Origin of the sequence: Methyloversatilis sp. XJ19-13 (assembly GCF_024580155.1) — a bacterium.
Taxonomy (GTDB): domain Bacteria; phylum Pseudomonadota; class Gammaproteobacteria; order Burkholderiales; family Rhodocyclaceae; genus Methyloversatilis.
Window position 1 is genome coordinate 258,611 of record NZ_JANINH010000005.1, and the last position, 19,368, is coordinate 277,978.

Sequence of the window (19,368 nt, forward strand, 5' to 3'; positions counted from 1 at the left end):
CTCAGTGCGCGGCGCCGTTGTCCTCGTCGGTCGCATCGGCCTGAGCGCGGTCCGCCTTGATCTGGCGACGCACCGATACCAGTTGATACACGGCGAATCCGAGCACGCCACCGATCACCAGCAACGCTTCGATCAGTTTCAGCATCGTGGAACTCATGTCCTGCCCTCCTTCGGCCACTCACTTGCGGCACCTCTTCCGGTGATGCTGACCCCGCCCGTCGGCACAGGTTCTGCCGCCGCGACGTCATGAGGGCGCTCGACTGGACACGCGACGGCGGCGACTGGCCCAACCGCACGGCAAGCCGCTTCGTCGAGGCGGGCGGGCTGCGCTGGCATGTGCAGGTGGCCGGCGACGGACCGGTCCTGTTGCTGCTGCACGGCACCGGCGCGGCCACGCATTCGTGGCGTGCGCTGCTGCCCGAACTGGCGACACGCTACACCGTGGTCGCGCCAGATCTGCCCGGACACGGTTTCAGCGGCACGCCTGCGTCGCACCGGCTGACGCTGCAAGGCATCGCGCGCGCGCTCGGCGGACTGCTGGCGGCGTTGAAAGTGGAGCCACAGGTGGTCGCCGGGCATTCGGCCGGTGCGGCCATCATGCTGCGCATGAATATCGACGGGCTGCTGCCGGCACGCACGCTGGTCAGCCTCAATGGCGCGATGCTGCCATTGCCCGGGCTGGCCGGGCTGCTGTTCCCGCCGGCGGCACGCCTGCTGTCCGCCCTGCCCTTCGCGCCGCAGGCGTTCGCCTGGCGTGCCACGCAGCGCGACGCGGTCGAGCGCCTGATCCGCAGCACCGGTTCGGCGCTCGACCCGGACGGCGTGGCGCTGTATCACAAGCTGGTCAGCACCCCCGCTCATGTCGCCGGCGCACTGGCCATGATGGCGAACTGGGATGTGGCGCCACTGGTGCGCGACCTGCCGTCGCTGCGCGCACCACTGACGCTGGTGGTCGGCAGGGGCGACGAAACCGTGTCGCCGGAGGAATCGCGCCGGGTGCACCGCATGGTGCCGGGCTCGCGTCTGGTGGAACTGGAGAGTCTGGGTCATCTGGCGCATGAAGAAGCGCCCGCGCTCGCCGCACGGCACATCTTCGAAGCGGATGGACGCGTCGACACGGCGCACCACCGATGAGCTGAGAACCGCGTCTGGTCGGAGCGTGGTGAAGTACGGGGGGCAAGGCTGCCAGGGTTTCGTGCAGGACGCGAACCCGGCACGCGGTCGGCTGAAGTTTTCAGCTTGAATTCAGCTGGGTGTGCCCTGGGTACCGCGATTGCGATCTTCGCGCTCGAGCCGTTCGAACAGGTCGAACAGCCACTCGATGCGCTGCTGCGGCGTGCGCCGCGGAATGCCGATCAGTGCCGACATGTCGACGGTCGGCGCAGCGGCCACCGCGTCAGCCAGCGCCGACACTTCATCGAGCACGTGGTAATACGCCGTGGCGGACCTGGCCGACGCACCACTGAGCGCTTCGGCCAGCAGCACGCTCTTGCGCCAGGGCGACACGATGCTGCGCGACGACACGGAGTCGTAGCCGCGGCGTTCGACACCGCGGCCGATTTCGGCATAGACGCTGCGCGCCGCACGGATGCCCGGTCGGCAGCCTGACGGCAGCTTTTCGATGCCGGGCGCAGCACGCGCGTACAGCAGGTCGGCACACTGCAGCAGGCGGCGCACCACCTGCGCAAGCCGGGCGTCGAACACCGGTTCGGCCAGCCAGCCAGCCGGATCGAGCCCCGCCTCGACCATCCAGTCATGCGGCAGATAGAGCCGGCCGCGCCGGGCGTCTTCGCCGACATCGCGCGCGATGTTGGTGAGCTGCATCGCCAGACCCAGATCGCAGGCGCGCGCCGCGATTTCACGGTCGCGCACGCCCATCAGCAGCGCCATCATCGCGCCGACCGTGCCGGCGACGCGGGCGCAGTACTCGAACAGTTCGGACTGCGTCATGTACTGACGGCCACGCGCGTCCCACTCGAAGCCTTCGATCAGCGCCAGCAGCAGCGACGCAGGAATGTTGAAGCGGGCCACAACACGCGCCAGCGTGCGGTCGGCCGGTTCAGGATGCGGCTGTCCGGCGCAGGCCTGTTCGACCCGCCAGCGCAGGTGCGCGACCGCGTTCTCGTCGGCCTGGCTGTCATCGACCAGATCGTCGGCGATGCGGCAGAAGGCATACAGCGAGCAGGCTGGCTCGCGCACGGCGCGCGGCAGCAGCAGCGATGCCGCGAAGAAGGATTTCGAGCCGTTGCGCAGCAATGCGCGACAGGCCCGCATGTCCTCTGCGTGCGTCGGTTCAGCCATGCAGATCACGCGGCGGCGCACTGCAAGGGATCGCCAGTGTCGCGGCGATCGCACACTGCGACATGCAACTGCAATGGCGAAAGCCGTGCCAATCGACGTGCGAAGGGGCGAATCCTGACAGGGCGGTGGGCGGCAGCATCGTGGAGCGAGTATAGATATGTCAATTTGAATTGACAATAAATTTCTCGTCCGATTGACACTGGTCAGCACAGGTGAGCGCGCTCGGGTGTAGCGCCCGGTCGCCGGCTCAGGCGATCGCGCGGACGATCTTCGAAATGCTGACCGCGTCGGCCGCCGACAGCGGCATGTACATCGCTGCCATGTCGGCTGCGAGTTCTCGTGCCGCCGGCTGCGGCCGCGGCGACGTGTCGATGAACAGCGCGCGAAAGGCGCTGGCGCGCACCCGGCGCGCGGCCGATCGCGCATCCTCCTCGGCGCGGGCGCGGCCGCCGGCGCCGTCGCGCGCCACATTGGCACGACCGTCGGTCAGCAGCACCAGCGTCGGCGTGTCGCCACGGCGCTGCACCGCATCGGCCAGCAGCCAGCCGGCATCGATGCCGGCGGCCAGCGGCGTGCCGCCACCGCCGGGCAGACCGGCCAGACTGCGCTTGGCGCGCACCAGCGAACGGGTCGGCGGCAGCAGCACCTCGGCGCCGCCGCCCCGGAAGGCGATCAAGGCCACGCGGTCGCGCCGCACATAGCAGTCCGCCAGCAGCAGTTCGACCGCACCCTTGGCTTCGGCCAGCCGGTTCAGCGCCGACGAACCGGAGGCGTCGACCAGGAAGATGGTCGTGGTTTCCGAGCGCTGTGCGAAGCGGGTGATGCGGAAGTCATCCGGCCGTACATCAATAAGGCAGTTCGACGGCGCAGAAGCGCGGGCGGCACGGCGCAGCGGCTGCCAGGGCGCGGCCGCACGCAGCGTTTCGATCAGGTTCAGGCGCGCACCGTTGCCGGGTGTGCCGCGGCGGATGCCGGCCGGCCGGCCGCGCAGGCCACCGGCACGCAACGCACCCGCCCGTCCGGCGCTGCGCGCCCGCGGCAGACGCCCGGCCCCGGCCTGCAGGCGCGCCAGCAAGCCGGGGGGAATTGCCGCCTGTGCCGCCTGCAGCACGACATCGTCCAGCGGCCGGTCGTCCGGTGGTTGCGCATCGCTGTCCGACGCGTCCTGGCCGGCCTCGGGTTCGGGCGGCGGCGGCTCATCGGGGGGCGTGTCCTCCGGCTCCGGCGGCGCGGCATCGGCCTGCTCGGGCGGGATTTCGGTGGTCGGACACTGCGTGGCACGCGGTGCGAGAACGAGCTGGGCGGCCAGCGTCACGTCGTCTTCGGCCACCGCATCGCGGCCGTCGAGCGCCGCCGCGGCGCGCGCCACCCGGACCGACTGCAGCAGTGCGCGCATCGACGAAACGCCGAGCGCAAGGGCCGTCGCCGCCAGCGCCTCGGTAGCACCGGGCGGCACGGCGACCACTGGCAGACGGGCGCGCGCCCGTTCGATGTCGGCGGCGCTCACCGGCAGCGGGGTGCAGGTCTGCGCGCGCAAACCGTCCAGATCGAGGTGGAAAGCCAGGCGGTCGCACAGCGCCGTCGACAGCGGCTCGTCCTCCAGCCCTTCGTCGAGCGCGACCACCGCAAACGCCGCCGCGCTGGTGAGCGCAATGCCGTCACGGGCCAGCGCCACTTCGCCGGCGTCCATCACCGCGGTGACGCGGGCGGCCGTGCCGGGTGGCAGGCGTTCCGCCATCGCCAGCAGCACGAAACCGCCATGCGCCTCGACCAGCAGTCCGCGCTCGGCCACCGGGCGGCCGGCGCGCAACGTGGCGGTCAGGTCAAGCCCGCCGAGCAGGCGGCCGTCGGTGACATTGAACGGCACGCGGCGCATCGGCGTGCCGGGCGGCAGCATGTCGCGCAACTGAGCGAGCCAGGCGTCGCGCACCGGTCCGGCCTGGGCGTGCAGGCGCACACCGCCGGTGCCGACCGGATCGACCGCACACAGCGCGCAGGTCAGCGCGGCGCGCAACCAGGGGTCATCGACGACCGTTGCCCGCTCGGCGCCGGATGCGGCGCTATTGTCCAAACAGATCTTCCACCGCGCGATCGACACGCGCGCCGGAACCGGCATCGTCCAGAGGATCGCGGCGCAGGCGGTGGCGCAGCGCGGGTGGCGCGATGCGGCGCAGATGGGCGTCGCTCACCGCGTCGTCGCCCTCGAAAGCGGCCAGCGCGCGCGCGGCACGGATCAGCGTCAGTTCGCCGCGCAGGCCGTCGGTGCCGAGCGCCATGCACAGGCGGGCCGCCTGCTCGACCACACCGTCGGGCACTTTCACGTTGGGCAGGTGTTCGCGCGCCGCGACAATCTTCTTGCGCAGCTTGTCGTCGTGCTTCTTCCAGTGCGCGACGAAGGCATCGCGGTCACGCTCGTACGCATCGCGCCGGCGCACCACCTCGACCCGGGTCGGCAGGTCGGTCGGCGTCGTCACCTCGACCGACAGGCCGAAGCGGTCGAGCAGCTGCGGACGCAATTCGCCCTCTTCCGGATTGCCGCTGCCGACGATGACGAAGCGCGCCGGATGGCGCACGCTCAGACCTTCGCGCTCGACCAGGTTTTCGCCTGACGCGGCAACGTCGATCAGCAGGTCAACCAGATGGTCTTCCAGCAGATTCACTTCGTCGATGTACAGAAAGCCGCGGTTGGCACGCGCCAGCAGGCCGGGCTCGAAGGCCTTTTCACCGCGAGTCAGCGCGCGTTCGAGATCGAGCGCACCGACCACCCGGTCTTCGGTCGCACCGAGCGGCATGTCGACCACCGGCACCGGAACGAGGTGGGTCTTCAGCGTGGCCTTGCCGGCCGTGCACTGCGCACAGCACGACGCACCGTCGGCCGGATCGCACTGATAGGGGCAGCCGACGACCGCGCGCATCTTCGGCAGCAGTGCCGCCAGCGCGCGCACCGCGGTTGACTTGCCGGTACCGCGGTCGCCGAATACCAGCACGCCGCCGATGGACGCGTCGACGGTGGCGACCAGGATGGCCAGTTTCATTTCGTCCTGGCCGACTATGGCCGAGAACGGGAAGGGCTGTGACATCGACAAACCTCGGGTCAGGGCCGCGCGCTGCGCGCACCCGGATTGATTGACGCGCCTGCGTCGCGGCGTGTCACTTTAAAGTGACACATGTGGGCTGTCCAGCGCACTTACGGTGTCGCCACCTCGGGTTCGCCGGGCGCGGCCTCGTCCGGCGCGTACAGCCCGACGTCGAGCGTGGCGACTTCGCCGAAGGTCGCACCGCTGCGGATCGACAGCCAGATGATCTGCGACGCGGTCAGCGGCATCGTGATGAAGGGCAGCGGATCGCGCCAGCGCCAGGTCACGTCGCGCGCGCGCAGGAAGCGCGACAGGTTGCGCCTGAAGTCCGGCCCGAAGGCCTTCGGGCTGAACATCGACTTCTGCACCTCGGTCAGACAGGGGTAGAACTGCTGCATCAGCACCTGCCGGCGGAACCGTACCGGCTGCGCCCCTGCCAGAACCCCGGCCGGCGCCACCACGGCGCGCGCCAGGTCGTCCGGATCGACGAAATGCAGGCCGCTGGTGGCGCGCGGATTGCACTCGATGCCGTGTGCCTAGCCGTCGGCATCCACCACCAGATCAAAGGAAATGAAGCCGGTGAAGCCCGCTGCGGCGATGAACCGGCTGACCCAGTCGATGACCGGCCGGTGCTGCGGGTCGGCTTCGGTGACGCGCTCGAAGCACACCGCCACGGTGCCCGACATGACCGCGCCGCGATACACCACCGTCACCAGCGGCCGGCCGGCCGCAGCGATCGAAAAGGTGCTCAGCACATTGCCCTTGACCCAGCGCTGCACGATGGCCGGCTGACCGGGCGTGACCTCGGGCAGCGCATCGCCCTGCCGGCGGAACAGCACGCCGCGACCGGAGCACGAATAGACCGGCTTCACGATGTGGTCACCCGCCTGCGCAAGATCGACGGCGCCCGGCGTGCCCAGCGCGCAGGTGGCCGGCGCGGCCACACCGTAATCGCGGCAGCGGCCGACGAACTGCAGCTTGTCGTGCAGCGGCATCAGCACCTCGGGCGGCATGGCATACAGCTGCACACCGACCGGCAGCCGACCGGCCAGATGGCTGGCGTGCATGATTTCTTCCGACACCGGCACGACCAGGTCGACGCCTTCCTTCAGCACGATGTCGCGCAACTCGTCCAGATAGCGTTCGCGGCTGAGCGCCGGCGCGGTCACCGTGTAGCGTCGCGCCACCGCATTCGACATCGCGCTCAGATGCCATCTGAACGGTTCGGCCACGATGACGCGCCAGCCCAGCCGGTGAAAGCTGCGTGCCAGATCCAGCCCCTTGGGCAGGCGGCCGAGCGTGATCAGCACGACCGGTTTCATGCGCCGGCCCGCTCGCGCAGACGCACGCGGCACATGATCTGGTGCTTCGGACGCGTCGTCAGGCGCGCCACCGGGCGCACCGCGTCGGCGTCGAGCGCGCTGAAATCGAAATGGCGTACCAGGCGCGCCAGGATGAGCGTCGCTTCGGTGGTCGCGAAGGCGGCGCCGACGCACACGCGCGGTCCGAGCCCGAACGGCAGATAGGCGCCGGGCACCAGTTCGTGCTCGCGTTCGGTGCTGAAGCGGTCGGGATCGAAGTGGTGGGCGTTGCGCCAGTGGTTCTCGTTGCGGTGGATGGTCCACGGCGAAATCATGATCATCGCGCCCCGCTTCACCCGGTATTTGCCGATCTGCGTCGCCTCGGCCGCCACGCGCGGAATGAAGGTGATCGGCGGGTACAGCCGCATGGTTTCGCGGAACACGTTGCGCGTGAAGGTGAGCCGGCGGATGTGCTCGAAGCCGATGTCGCCCTCGCCCACCACTGCATCGACCTCGGCGCGCATGCGCGCCACCGTGTCGTGCTGCGAACTCAGGATGAAGAACACCCAGGTCAGCACGCTGGCCGTGGTTTCGTGGCCGGCGAGGAACATGACCCCCAGCTGGTCGATCAGCTCCTTGCGGTCGAAATGGTCGCCGGTTTCAGGATCTTCCGCATTCACCATTTCGGCTGCGATGTCGTTCCAGCGCGTGATCGGCCCGGTCAGGTGGGTATCGACCAGCTCACCCAGCCGCTCGCGGATGATGTGGCAGGCGGCTTCGACGTCCGGGCGCTGATCGACGCGTTTCCACGCCGGATCGAAAATGAGCCGCTTCCACTCGACCTGGGCCACGCTGCGCTCGAACAGCGCGAAGGCGTCGAACACCTCGCGCGACGCCGTGGTGTCGAACGAGGTCGAGAACACCGTGCGGCAGATGATGTCGGCCGTCAGGTGGCTCATCGCCAGATCGAGCGAAAACGCTTCGCCGCTCAATGCGTGCTCGCGCAGCTTGTCCTCATACGCATCGACGCCAGCCGCCATCGACGGAAAGGCCTGGCCGAGCCGCATGTGCGAAAAGGCCGGATCGATCATGCGGCGCTGCTTGCGCCAGGTGTCGCCGGACGACACGAAGATCGAGTTGCCGACCAGCGGTTCGAGCGCGCCCACCATCAGGTCATTCTTCGGATAGATGTCGGTCGGATCGGTCAGGATGCTGCGATAGAGCTGCGGATCATTGACGATCAGTATCTGCCGCCGCGAATAGCCCAGATGGCCGACCGGCACGCGGTAGGCGTCGGCCGGCAGCAGACTCAGGAGGTCGCCATCACCCTGCGCGATCAGCCGGAACAGCGAAATGATGGGCGACAGCGCCTGCGGGCGCGGCGGAATGTAGGTCGGGCTCGCATCGAGGCCCGCAGGAAAAGCTGTCACGTCGGCCGCTGTCCGTGTGCGTTGTGCTGTGTGTGTTGCGCGGGGTGCGTCGCTGTGCCGGTCGGTCTGTCCGGCCGTGCAGACGGCGGTCGGACGGGCGGCGCGCACCGCGTTGCGGCCCGAGTATAGGTGCCGGGCCCGGATCCGGCTTGCCGCACTGCACGATGCCGAATCTGTCCGCACGAGGTTACAGTGCGAAGTGTCAATGATTCAAGCAGCTGCTTGAGTCGACGTGTGGGCCCCTCGCCCCCCACCTTTGGCAAGGCCTGTCGAGCGCGCAACAATGTCCGTGTCCGAACTGTTCCACCTCTTCGTCGCCAGTCACATCGTGACCGGCGCGACCGGCCTGCTTGCGTTCTGGGTGCCGGTGTTCGCGAAGAAGGGCGGCGCCGCGCACCGCACCGTGGGCAAGGTGTTCACGGTAACCATGCTGCTGACCGGCACGGCGGCGATCGGCATCAGTCTGTGCACGCTGGCCGACCCGGTATCGACCCACCCGCATCTGACCGGGCACGCCGATTTCCGCGACCCGGCGCTGGTGCGGGCGATCTTCGGCTGGATGATGCTGGCACTGGCCACACTGACGCTGAATCTGGCCTGGTACGGCTGGCAGTGCATCCGCAACCGGCGCGACCACGCGGCCAACCGGGAATCGGTGAATCTCGGCCTGCAGGCCGCGACCTTCATCACCGCCACGAACTGCGCCGTGCAAGGCTTGCTGATCGGTCAACCGCTGATGCTGGGTGTGTCGCTGATCGGCTGGGCGACGGTCGGCACCAATCTGTGGTTCCTGTACAAGCGCCAGCCGGCGGCCAACGACTGGCTGCGCGAACACATCAAGGCACTGGTCGGCGCCGGCATTTCGGTCTACACGGCCTTCTTCGCCTTCGGCGCCGTACGCACCTTCCCGACGCTGGCGCTGCACCCGGTGCTGTGGGCGATTCCGCTGACGGTCGGGCTGGCCATCATCCTGTATCAGTGGCGCAAGCTGTCGCGTCCGCGCGCCGCGCTGCCGGCCGGGCACCGCGCGTGAAAGGCGGGCGTGGCGTCTGAACGGGTGGTGGTCATCGGCGCCGGCATGGGTGGACTGTCGGCCGCGGTCGATCTGGCGCGTCGCGGGCTCGACGTGCAACTGCTCGAACGCGCCTCCGCACCCGGCGGCAAGATGCGCGAGGTGAAGGTGGGCAGCGCTGCCATCGACGGCGGCCCGACCGTATTCACGATGCGCTGGGCCTTCGAGTCATTGTTCGCCGACGCAGGCGCCTCGCTGACCGACGCACTCACCTTGCATACGACCTCGGTGCTGGCGCGCCACGCCTGGCGGGAAGGCGGCCGGCTCGACCTGTTTGCCGACATCGAACGCAGCGTCGAGGCGATCGGCGACTTCGCCGGCGCACACGATGCCGCCGGCTACCGCGCCTTCTGTGCGCGCAGCCGCGAGATCTACCAGACGCTGCGCGGCCCGTTCATCGATGGTCAGCGGCCGTCGGCGATCGAGCTCACGCAACGCGTCGGTCTCGCCCACCTCGGCGCGCTGTGGCGCACCCAGCCGATGAGCACGCTGTGGAGCGCTCTCGGCCGGTACTTTCGCGACCCGCGCCTGCGTCAGCTGTTCGGCCGTTACGCCACCTATGTCGGTTCGTCGCCGCTGCGCGCACCGGCCACCTTGATGCTCATCGCGCATGTCGAACAGGACGGTGTGTGGATCGTCGAGGGCGGCATGCGCCGCGTGGCCGACGCGCTGCAGGCGCTGGCCGAGCGGCACGGCGCACGCTTCCGCTTCGATTGCCAGGTGGAGGAAATCGTCGTGCGCGGCGGTCGGGTCGCCGGGGTGCGGCTGGCCGGCGGCGAAGTCATCGACTGCGATCGCGTGGTGTTCAACGGCGACGTGTCGGCGTTGGCGACCGGCCTGCTCGGGTCGGCCGTACAGCCAGCCGCCCCCGTCATCAAGCCGGCGGAGCGCTCGCTGTCGGCGATCACCTGGTGCGTGCATGGCCGCACGCGGGGCTTTCCGCTGCACCACCACAATGTGTTCTTCGCCGAGAACTACCCGGACGAATTCGCCGCGGTGTTCCAGCGGCGCAGCATCGTCGATGCGCCGACCGTCTATGTGTGCGCGCAGGACCGCGCCGATACCCCTGACGGTGCAGCGGCGCCGGCACTCGATCGCGAACGCCTGCTGGTGCTGATCAACGCACCCGCCGACGGCGACACGCGGTCTGTCGGCGACGCCGAAGTCGCCCGACTGGCCGACAACGCCTTCGACCTGATGCGCCGCTGCGGGCTCGACATCGACCGCGCGTCGATGGACGCGGTCGCCACGACACCGCACGGTTTCAACCAGCTGTTTCCGGCCACCGGCGGCGCACTGTACGGCCGCGCCAACCATGGTTCGATGGGCAGCTTCGCGCGGCCCGGTGCGGCCAGCGCCATTGCGGGCCTGTATCTGGCCGGCGGCTCGGTACATCCCGGCCCGGGCATTCCGATGGCGCTGCTGTCCGGGCGTCGCGCCGCAGAGCGGCTGGTCGCCGACCTCGGCCGTGCGCGCTGAATGCCGCGTCTGCACGCTGCCGGCTGCCCGGGCGGAGCTTTTATTGACCTGGACGGTCAATCGCGTGCCGACACCATGCAATGATTTCATCCGCTGCCACCCTGACCCGACTTCGTTCCAGTGACCTTGCCAGACTGACCCGCCCGAATGACCGCCTCCATGACCTCCCCCCCTGACTCCGACCGACCGCACGCCCTCGTCATCGGCGCCGGTTTCGGCGGCCTCGCCGCGGCGATTCGTCTCGGCGCCCGCGGCTACCGCGTCACCGTGCTCGAAAAACTCGATGCGCCCGGCGGTCGCGCCTATGTATACCGGCAGGACGGCTTCACCTTCGACGGCGGGCCAACCATCGTCACCGCGCCCTTCCTGCTCGAAGAGCTGTGGGCGCTGTGCGGCAAGACCTTTTCCGACGATGTCGACCTGCGGCCGGTCGCGCCCTTCTACCGCATCCGCTTCGACGACGGCGAGCACCTCGACTATTCGGGCGACCCGGAAGCGATGCGGCGCGAAATCGCCCGCTTCGCACCCGATGACGTCGACGGTTACGAACGTTTCATGAAGCAGGCCGAAGCCATCTTCGATGTCGGCTTCACCCAGCTGGTCGACATTTCGTTCGCCGACTGGACGACGATGCTGAAGATCGCGCCCGAACTGGTCCGGCTGAAGAGCTACCGCACGGTGTACGGGATGGTCGCCAGCTACGTGAAGAACGAGCGCATCCGTACCGTGCTGAGCTTTCACCCGCTGCTGATCGGCGGCAACCCGTTCACGACCACCTCCATCCTGTGCCTCATTTCGCATCTGGAACGGCGCTGGGGCGTGCATTTCGCGATGGGCGGGACAGGCGAGATCGTCAAGGGCATGGTCGGGCTGATCGAAGGCCAGGGCGGCACGGTGCGCATGAATGCCGAAGTCGCTTCGATCGACGTGACCAATCGCCGCGCGCGCAGCGTGACGCTCGCATCGGGCGAGGTCATCGCGGCCGACATCGTGGTATCGAATGCCGATGCGGCCTGGACCTACCGCAAACTGGTGGCGCCGGAACACCGCCGGCGCTGGACCAACCGGCGCCTCGAAAAGTCGAAGTATTCGATGAGCCTGTTCGTGTGGTACTTCGGCACGCGCCGCCAGTACCCGGACGTGCAGCACCACACCATCCTGCTCGGCCCACGCTACGAAGGCCTGCTGACCGACATCTTCCGCAACAAGGTGGTGGCCGACGACTTCAGCCTCTATCTGCACCGGCCGACGAAAACCGACACTTCACTGGCGCCGGACGGCTGCGACGCCTTCTACGTGCTGTCGCCGGTGCCGCATCTGGGCAGCGGCACCGACTGGCACGAAAAGGCCGAGCCCTATCGCAAGGCGATCGAGAAATACCTGAGCGACTCCATCCTGCCCGGGCTGGCGGATGAAATCGTCACGTCGATGATGCTCACGCCACAGGATTTCCAGGACAAGCTGAATTCGGTCAATGGCGCGGCCTTCAGCCTGGAACCCGTGCTGACGCAGAGCGCCTGGTTCCGGCCGCACAACCAGAGCGAAGAAGTAGACAACCTGTATCTGGTCGGCGCCGGCACCCACCCGGGCGCCGGTGTGCCCGGCGTGATCGCATCGGCCAAGGTGCTCGACCGCGTGGTGCCGGACCCGCACCGCCGTTGAGACAGGGACGATATGTAAGGCGACCTTGGGCGGCCCCTGCGGGAGCTGTCCTTGTGGGAGCTGTCCTTGTGGGAGCTGTCCTTGTGGGAGCTGTCCTTGTGGGAGCGGCGGCCTCGCCGCGATAGTGCCGCGACCATCGTTGTGCAGAGTGCGTTTCGCGGCGAGGCCGCCGCTCCCACAGGCCGCCGCTTCCACAGGCCGCCGCTCCCACAAAACCGTCGCCGCTCCCGCAGAAAACCGGGCGATTTGCAGCGGCGCGCTCAGCGCTTCAGGAAGGCGCGCACCGGTTCAAGCGCGCGCGCCGGCGCTTCTTCATGCGGCAGGTGGCCGACGTCCGGCAAGGTCACCACGGTGGCATCGGCGATGGCCGCCTTGTAGTCAGCCGCATTGGCGGCAGGAATCATCGCGTCCTGCTCGCCCCACACGAGCAGCGTCGGCGCGGTAATGCGCTTGAGCAACGGCACCGGATCGACCAGTTTCATCTGCGCCATGCGCTGCATCATCGCGTCGCGGCTGCCGGGCGCGAGCATCAGGTCATGGTAGCGATCGGTCATCGCGTCGGTCAGCACCGTCTTGTCGGCATACGCCGGCTCCAGACTCATCTTCAGCATGAAGCGCGGCAGGCAGTGGCGCATCAGTGACATCAGCGCCGGCACCTCCGGCGCCTTGTCATATTCGAAACCGGGGCTGGCGAATCCGTCGGGCGACAGCAGCACCAGCTTGTCGACGCGCGCCGGCTGCGTCGCGGCGAAGGTCCAGGCAATGCGCCCGCCCATCGAATTACCGATCAGCGTCGCGCGCGCCACGCCGAGGCGGTCCATCAGCGCCGCCACGATCTGCATGCTGCGCGCGTCGGTGTAGTCGCCAGTCGCATCGGGCGGACTCAGGCCGCTGCCCGGCAGGTCGAAACGGATCACCCGGTAGTCGCCCTCCAGCGACTGCGCCCACGGCTCCCAGGTGTGCAGGCTGGCGCCGAAGCCGTGCAGCATGATCAGCGCCGGCGCGTCCTTCGGGCCGCTGTCGCGCACATGCAGCCGGGTGCCGGCCACTTCCAGCATGTCGCCGGGTGCCGCCAGATAGCGCGCTTCGAGTTCGGCCAGCGGGCGGTCGGGCGTCCACAACCAGAACACCAGAACGGCCAGCAGCACCAGCGCGGCCACAAGAAATTTCACGTCCGACTCCCGCCGACAAGGCATGACAACCGGGACGGACTGTAGCGCAGTTCGCGCCGCACGAGACGACGGGGAAGGCGGGTGAGCCGGGCGTACGTGGCACGCAGATGTGCGGTCCGCAGCGGGCGAAGCGCGCCACCTGATGCCGTGGCAGCCATCAGACGATAGACTCGCGCACTGCTCGACGCTTCCATGCCGAGCGAAAAGCACATCGACCACCTTGAAGATTCCGAATGCCCCTCACACTGCCCCAGCTGGAACGCCACCTCTTCAAAGCCGCAGACATCCTGCGCGGCAAGATGGATGCCTCGGAGTTCAAGGAATACATCTTCGGCATGCTGTTCCTGAAACGCTGCTCCGACGTATTCGACCAGCGCCGCGAGCAGGTCATCGGGCAGGAGGTGGGGTCGGGCAAGACGACAGCCGAGGCCGAGCAGAGCGCGGAACTGAAGCGCTGGTACGGCCAGTCCTTCTACGTGCCGCCAGCCTCTCGCTGGGCCTACCTGGTCAATGAAGCACATCAGGATGTCGGTGGATTCCTGAACCGCGCGCTGGGTGGCCTGGAAAGCAACAACTCCAGTCTGGCCGAGGTGCTGGAGCACATCGATTTCTCGCGCAAGGTCGGTCAGAGCAAGATCCCCGACATCAAGCTGCGCCAGCTCATCAGCCACTTCGGTAGCTACCGGCTGCGCAACGAGGATTTCGAGTTCCCCGACCTGCTCGGCGCCGCCTACGAATACCTGATCGGCGAGTTCGCCGACAGCGCCGGCAAGAAAGGCGGCGAGTTCTACACGCCGCGCTCGGTCGTGCGCATGATGGTGCGGCTGCTCAAGCCCGAACAGCAGCACAGCATCTACGACCCCTGCGTGGGCTCAGGCGGCATGTTGATCCTGGCCAAGGAGTACATCGATGAACACGGCGGCGATGGCAGCCGGGCCGATCTGTGCGGGCAGGAAGCGAATGGCACCGTCTGGTCCATCGCCAAGATGAACATGCTGCTGCACGGCATCAGCACCGCCGACCTGCGCAACGACGACACGCTGGCCGAGCCGCAGCATGTCGAAGGGGGCGAGCTGATGCGTTTCGACCGCGTGCTGTCGAATCCGCCGTTCTCGATCAACTGGGGCACCACCGACACCGACCGCGCCGGCCAGTCGGTCTGGGCGCCGAAGTTCCGTGGCGAGCGCTTCCGCTACGGCGAGGTGTCGCTCGGCAGCAAGAAGGCCGACCTGATGTTCCTGCAGCACATGGTGGCGGTGACGCGCGACGGCGGCATGGTCGCGACCGTCATGCCGCACGGCGTGCTGTTCCGCGGCGGCGAAGAACGCGCCATCCGCGCCGCCATGCTCGAAGCCGATCTGCTCGAAGCCGTGATCGGCCTGCCGGCCAACCTGTTCTACGGCACCGGCATCCCGGCGTGCGTGCTGGTGCTGCGCCAGCGCCAGGGCAACTACAGCGGCAAGCCCGCCGAGCGTCAGGGCAAGGTGCTGTTCATCAATGCCGACCGCGAATTCTTCGAAGGTCGCGCGCAGAACCACCTGCTGCCCGAGCACGTCGAGAAGATCGTCAATACCTTCGAGAACTTCGCCGAGGTGCCGGGCTTCAGCGCCATCGTTCCGAATGCCACGCTGCGCGACAACGACTGCAACCTGAACATCCGCCGCTACGCCGACAACGCGCCGCCGCCCGAGCCGCACGACGTGCGCGCGCACCTGCTGGGCGGCGTACCCAAGGCCGAGGTGCAGGCCAAGGCGGCCCTGTTCGCCGCGCACGGGCTGGACCCGCTGGCGTTGTTCATCGAGCGCGATGCCAGCTACTTCGACTTCCACCCCGAGCTCTCGACGCGGCAGGCGATCAAGCCCGCCGTCGAAACGAACGCAGGACTCCTCGCACGCGAGCAGGCGGTGCGGGACGCGTTCGAAGCGTGGTGGCAGGCGCACAGCCCGCGCATCACCGCCCTGGCGGGTGCCCAGAGTTTTGTCGGCCTGCGCAACGAGCTGCTGCACAGCTTCAGCGCTGCACTGGAGCCCGCGGGCGTGCTCGGGCGCTTTCAGGTGCGCGGCATCGTGGCCGGCTTCTGGTCTGACGCCAAGTACGAATTCATGACGCTGATGGCGCGCGGCGCCAAGGGCGTGATCGACGCCTGGCGCACCAGCATCCTGACGGCGATGGACGACGAACAGAGCAAGGACAACCCGCTCGACCACAAGCTGGTCAGGTTCCTGATGGCCGGTTTCGTCGACGCACTGGCCGAACTGGAAGCGCGCAAGGCCGAACTGGACAGCCAGATCAAGGCAGCCACGCCGGAGAAGGGTGCAGGCGATGATGGCGACGACGCCGAGGCCGGTGAAGACGAGCCTGCGGTGGACGAAGCTCAGCTCAAGGAATGGAAGCGGCAGCTCGCCGCGCTGAAGAAGGACATCAAGGCGCAGGAACAGGGTTTTGCCGAGCGACTGAACGCGGCGGTCGATGCGCTGGACGAGGCCGGCGCCGCGGCGCTGCTGCTGGCGATTCTGCGCAACGACATGCAGGTGATCCTGGAGCGCTACATCAGTGCGCAGCGGCAGCAGGTCGTCGTGGCGTTCGAGAACTGGTGGGATAAGTACCGGGTAACGCTGAAGGACATCGAACGCGACCGTGACGCTGCGGCGTCTGCGCTGCGCAGCTTTGTGAATGCGCTCGGATATGCGTGAAGCGACCAGTCACACTCTGGGCGCCTACGAGCGGCGCGGCGACCTTGAGCTTGGGCGCGGAGACGTGATCTCGACTGGCGACTTGGCCGCCTATCCCGGTGACTATCCGGTGTACTCGTCGTCCGCCGTCGGCGACGGGGTGTTTGGCCGGTACGGCCGTCACATGTTCGATGAGGAGTTGATCACATGGTCAATTGACGGTGGGGGACGACCCTTCCATCGGCGCAAACATCGGTTCTCGGTCACCAACGTCTGTGGGTTTCTCCGCATCAAGCGCCCAGATCGGTGGGACTACGGTTACCTGCATGCGATCCTTGAGAAGCTGCAGTCCGGTATTCAGTTCGACTACCAGATGAAAGCTCACCCAAGTGTTATTCGCGACCTCTATCGCTTCGACTGCGTTCCAATTGATGAGCAACGTGCTATCGCCGAGCTGCGTGACACCCTCGACACCACAATCCGCCAGACCGAGGCGATCATCGAGAAGCTCCAGCAGGTCAAGCAGGGGCTGCTGCACGACCTGCTGACCCGCGGCATCGACACCAACGGCGAACTGCGCCCGCCGCAAAACCAGGCGCCCCATCTCTACAAAGACTCGCTGCTAGGGTGGATTCCGAGGGGATGGGAGTTGCGCTCGGTAGATCAAATCTCCGATTCGGTCGTGGACGGTCCGTTCGGCTCCAATCTGAAGACCGAACACTACGTCCCGGTTCCCGGCGTTCGTGTAGTTCGGCTTCAAAACATCGGCATCGGAGACTTTGACGACAACGAGCGCGCCTATGTGTCCGAGTCGAAGGCAGGCGCTCTCAGCAAGAATCAGGTCGTCGGTGGCGACGTTCTGGTTGCTGCCCTGGGCGATGAGCGATATCCGGTGGGGCGGGCCTGCTGTTACCCAGCCGAGCTGCCCGCTGCGGTGAACAAGGCGGATTGCTTTCGCCAGCGCCCCCGTAAAGACATTGCTATCGGACCATTTGTGATGCGGAGTTTGAATGGTGCGGCCGCGCGCCGTCAGGTTCGAGGGTTCGAGCAGGGCGTCACGATGCAGCGAGTGAATCTGAGCAACCTCAGGAAGGTTGTACTTTCGATGCCCTTGGTCGCTGAGCAGCAACTCATATGCGAGAGGGTTGATGCACTCGACCGGACATTGGCAACGAACATGGCACTCATGTCGAAGTTGCGCGAGCAGAAATCTGGCCTCATGGACGACCTCCTCACCGGCCGCGTCCGCGTCACGCCGCTGCTGGACATCGCCGCCCCCGCATGACCCCGCCGCCCTTGCCCCCACGCGAATCGCTCACGGTCGAGTTCAAGAGCGACCGCACCCGCCTTTCCGACCGCGAACTGGTCGAAGCCGTGGTGTGTCTGGCTAATGCCGACGGCGGCGAGCTGTGGCTGGGCGTGGAAGACGACGGCACACCCACCGGCCTGCATGTCGAACACCAGAATCTGTCTGGACTGGGCGGGCTGGTCGCTGCACGCACTTCGCCGTCGGTGATGGTCGCCGTGACGCCCGCCCATCTGGGTGGCGTGGCCGTCGCGCGTATCGCGGTACCCAAGGCCGGCAGCGAGGTGGGCACCACCAGCGGTGTCTACCTGCGCCGCCGCATCAAGCACGATGGCACACCCGAGTGCGCGCCGATGCTGCCGCACGACCGCGCCAGCCGCGCCGCGCACTTCGGGCTGGCGGACGCGTCGGCACAGCCCGTCGCCGGCGCCACGCTCGCCGACCTGGACCCTCTGGAGCGCGAGCGCCTGAGCCAGAGCGTGCAGCAGTACGGCGGCGACCGTGTGCTGCTGGAACTGGACGACGAAGCGCTCGACGGCGCGCTGAGTCTCACCGCCCGCCAGACTGACGGCAGCCGCGTACCCACGCTCACCGGCCTGCTGCTGGTGGGCCGAGAGCAGGCGCTGCGCGATCTGGTACCCACGCATGAATTCGCTTTTCAGGTGCTGGCGCGCGAGGCGGTGGGCTTCAACGAGTTCCGGCGCTTCCCGCTACTGAAGGCGCTGGACTGGCTTGAAACCAACTTCCGCCCCTACAACCCCGAACGCGAGATCCAGGTCGGCCTGTTCCGCGTGCCGGTGCCCCGCGTCGATCTCGGTGCCTTCCGTGAGGCGGTGGCCAATGCACTGGTGCACCGCGACTATCACCGCCTGGGCGCCGTGCATGTGCGGCTGGACGACGAGGGTCTGACCATCAGCAACCCCGGCGGTCTGGTGGACGGCGTGACGGTGGCCAACCTGCTGACCACCGAACCACGACCGCGCAACCGGGCGCTGGCCGATGCGATGAAACGTGTAGGTCTGGTCGACCGTTCAGGCCGCGGCGTCGACAAGATCTACCGCGGCATGCTGCGCTTCGGCCGGCCCGAGCCGGACTATCGCCGCACCGATGCGCAGAACGTGGTGCTGCGGCTGGCTACGGTGGATGCCGACGAAGCCTTTCTGAAAGTGGTGGTTGGCGAGGAGGGGCGACGCGGCACGGCCTTGCCGATCGACAGCCTGATTGCACTGGCGGCGTTGCGCGAACTCAAGCGCCTCACCACCGACGAGCTGGCCCTGCACATACAGCGTGACCCGTCGCAAGCCAGGCGCACGCTGGAGGCATTGCTGGAGGCCGGTCTGGTGCAGGCGCACGGCACCACGAAGGGCCGCACCTACACGCTGGCGCCCGGGGTGTATCAGGCAGACGGCGACAAGGCGGCCTACACGCGGCAGGCTGGCTTCAGCGCGTTGCAGCACGAACAGCTTGTGCTGAACTACGTGCGGCAGCACGGCAGCATCAGGCGCAGTGAGGCAGTTGCGCTTTGCAGGCTGACGGCACCGCAGGCTCGCGACCTGCTGCGGCGGTTGAAGGCGGGCGGGCGTTTGGTGCAGCACGGCGAGCGGCGCGGCGCCTATTACACACTGGTGGAGCCGACCAAAGGCTGAGCGGCTGAGCTGCCAAAATGGATGGTTATGGACAGTTATGGATAGTTATGGACGACTGACCCGAGATTGAATCGTTGTGAATCAAGCGCTTGGCGAAGACACGGGAGGCTTATGGGCTGGGAATTGGATGAATCGGATGAATCGGATGAAGTGGAGTACCCATTTGTCGAGCCGTCGGTCGACATGGGCGGGCACCCTGCCGGCGGCGATCTCTACACCCCCATCCAGACCGGTTGCGTCCCCGTCCCCC

15 protein-coding genes are annotated in these 19,368 nt (G+C 67.6%); 7 read left to right on the forward strand and 8 right to left on the reverse strand.

All coding sequences use genetic code 11. The features are described 5' to 3' along the window. Window position 1 precedes the first annotated feature (1 nt). Complete coding sequence (locus NMQ14_RS09180; protein WP_257082278.1) at window positions 2-157, reverse strand: hypothetical protein; 156 nt, start codon at window positions 155-157, stop codon at window positions 2-4. An 89-nt stretch (window positions 158-246) separates the two neighbouring features. Here NMQ14_RS09180 and bchO point away from each other — a divergent pair, with 89 nt between their 5' ends. Then, window positions 247-1,134 carry an alpha/beta fold hydrolase BchO gene (bchO, locus tag NMQ14_RS09185; protein WP_257095403.1) on the forward strand — a complete coding sequence of 296 codons (888 nt, stop codon included), beginning with the start codon at window positions 247-249 and terminating at the stop codon, window positions 1,132-1,134. A gap of 111 nt (window positions 1,135-1,245) precedes the next feature. Here the strand turns inward: bchO and NMQ14_RS09190 are convergent, their stop codons facing one another. From NMQ14_RS09190 to NMQ14_RS09215, 6 genes are all read right to left on the reverse strand, one after another. Next, window positions 1,246-2,301, reverse strand: coding sequence for a phytoene/squalene synthase family protein (locus tag NMQ14_RS09190; RefSeq protein WP_257095405.1), 1,056 nt, complete (start codon window positions 2,299-2,301; stop codon window positions 1,246-1,248). 247 nt (window positions 2,302-2,548) lie between these two features. Then, complete coding sequence (locus NMQ14_RS09195) at window positions 2,549-4,372, reverse strand: magnesium chelatase subunit D (protein ID WP_257095407.1); 1,824 nt, start codon at window positions 4,370-4,372, stop codon at window positions 2,549-2,551. Then, window positions 4,362-5,381 carry a magnesium chelatase ATPase subunit I gene (bchI, locus tag NMQ14_RS09200; RefSeq protein WP_257095409.1) on the reverse strand — a complete coding sequence of 340 codons (1,020 nt, stop codon included), beginning with the start codon at window positions 5,379-5,381 and terminating at the stop codon, window positions 4,362-4,364. The genes NMQ14_RS09195 and bchI overlap by 11 nt, the downstream gene beginning before the upstream one ends. A 107-nt stretch (window positions 5,382-5,488) precedes the next feature. After that, window positions 5,489-5,776, reverse strand: a complete 288-nt coding sequence (locus NMQ14_RS09205; protein WP_257095411.1) for a hypothetical protein — start codon at window positions 5,774-5,776, stop codon at window positions 5,489-5,491. A 138-nt stretch (window positions 5,777-5,914) separates the two neighbouring features. Continuing rightward, window positions 5,915-6,700: an ATP-grasp domain-containing protein gene (locus tag NMQ14_RS09210; RefSeq protein ID WP_257095413.1), complete on the reverse strand. Its 786-nt coding sequence runs from the start codon at window positions 6,698-6,700 to the stop codon at window positions 5,915-5,917. Next, window positions 6,697-8,109 carry a cytochrome P450 gene (locus NMQ14_RS09215; protein WP_257095415.1) on the reverse strand — a complete coding sequence of 471 codons (1,413 nt, stop codon included), beginning with the start codon at window positions 8,107-8,109 and terminating at the stop codon, window positions 6,697-6,699. Before NMQ14_RS09215 ends, NMQ14_RS09210 begins: the two co-directional genes overlap by 4 nt. Before the next feature lie 283 nt (window positions 8,110-8,392). On the opposite strand from NMQ14_RS09215, the gene NMQ14_RS09220 reads away from it, so the two are divergent. The 3 genes from NMQ14_RS09220 (at window position 8,393) to NMQ14_RS09230 (ending at window position 12,322) form a co-directional block, all read left to right on the forward strand. Beyond that, a complete protein-coding gene (locus tag NMQ14_RS09220) occupies window positions 8,393-9,142 on the forward strand; it encodes a hypothetical protein (protein WP_257095417.1) in 750 nt (249 codons plus the stop codon). 9 nt (window positions 9,143-9,151) lie between these two features. After that, complete coding sequence (gene crtD / locus NMQ14_RS09225; protein WP_257095419.1) at window positions 9,152-10,660, forward strand: 1-hydroxycarotenoid 3,4-desaturase CrtD; 1,509 nt, start codon at window positions 9,152-9,154, stop codon at window positions 10,658-10,660. Window positions 10,661-10,819: 159 nt separating this feature from the next. Further along, window positions 10,820-12,322 (forward strand): phytoene desaturase, encoded by a 1,503-nt coding sequence (locus NMQ14_RS09230; protein WP_257095421.1) that lies wholly within the window; start codon window positions 10,820-10,822, stop codon window positions 12,320-12,322. Between the two features lie 260 nt (window positions 12,323-12,582). Here the strand turns inward: NMQ14_RS09230 and NMQ14_RS09235 are convergent, their stop codons facing one another. Beyond that, window positions 12,583-13,494, reverse strand: coding sequence for an alpha/beta fold hydrolase (locus NMQ14_RS09235; protein ID WP_257095423.1), 912 nt, complete (start codon window positions 13,492-13,494; stop codon window positions 12,583-12,585). A 233-nt stretch (window positions 13,495-13,727) separates the two neighbouring features. Between NMQ14_RS09235 and NMQ14_RS09240 the strand changes: the two genes are divergently transcribed. The 3 genes from NMQ14_RS09240 to NMQ14_RS09250 are packed head-to-tail and all read left to right on the forward strand — an operon-like array spanning window position 13,728 to window position 19,118. Beyond that, entirely contained in the window at window positions 13,728-16,187 is a 2,460-nt protein-coding gene (locus tag NMQ14_RS09240; RefSeq protein WP_257095425.1) for a class I SAM-dependent DNA methyltransferase, read from the forward strand. Continuing rightward, the gene (locus NMQ14_RS09245; protein ID WP_257095427.1) at window positions 16,180-17,451 is read left to right on the forward strand and encodes a restriction endonuclease subunit S; all 1,272 of its coding nucleotides are present in this window, start codon (window positions 16,180-16,182) and stop codon (window positions 17,449-17,451) included. Before NMQ14_RS09240 ends, NMQ14_RS09245 begins: the two co-directional genes overlap by 8 nt. Continuing rightward, window positions 17,448-19,118, forward strand: a complete 1,671-nt coding sequence (locus NMQ14_RS09250) for an ATP-binding protein (RefSeq protein WP_257095429.1) — start codon at window positions 17,448-17,450, stop codon at window positions 19,116-19,118. The genes NMQ14_RS09245 and NMQ14_RS09250 overlap by 4 nt, the downstream gene beginning before the upstream one ends. The last annotated feature ends 250 nt before the right edge of the window (window positions 19,119-19,368 follow it).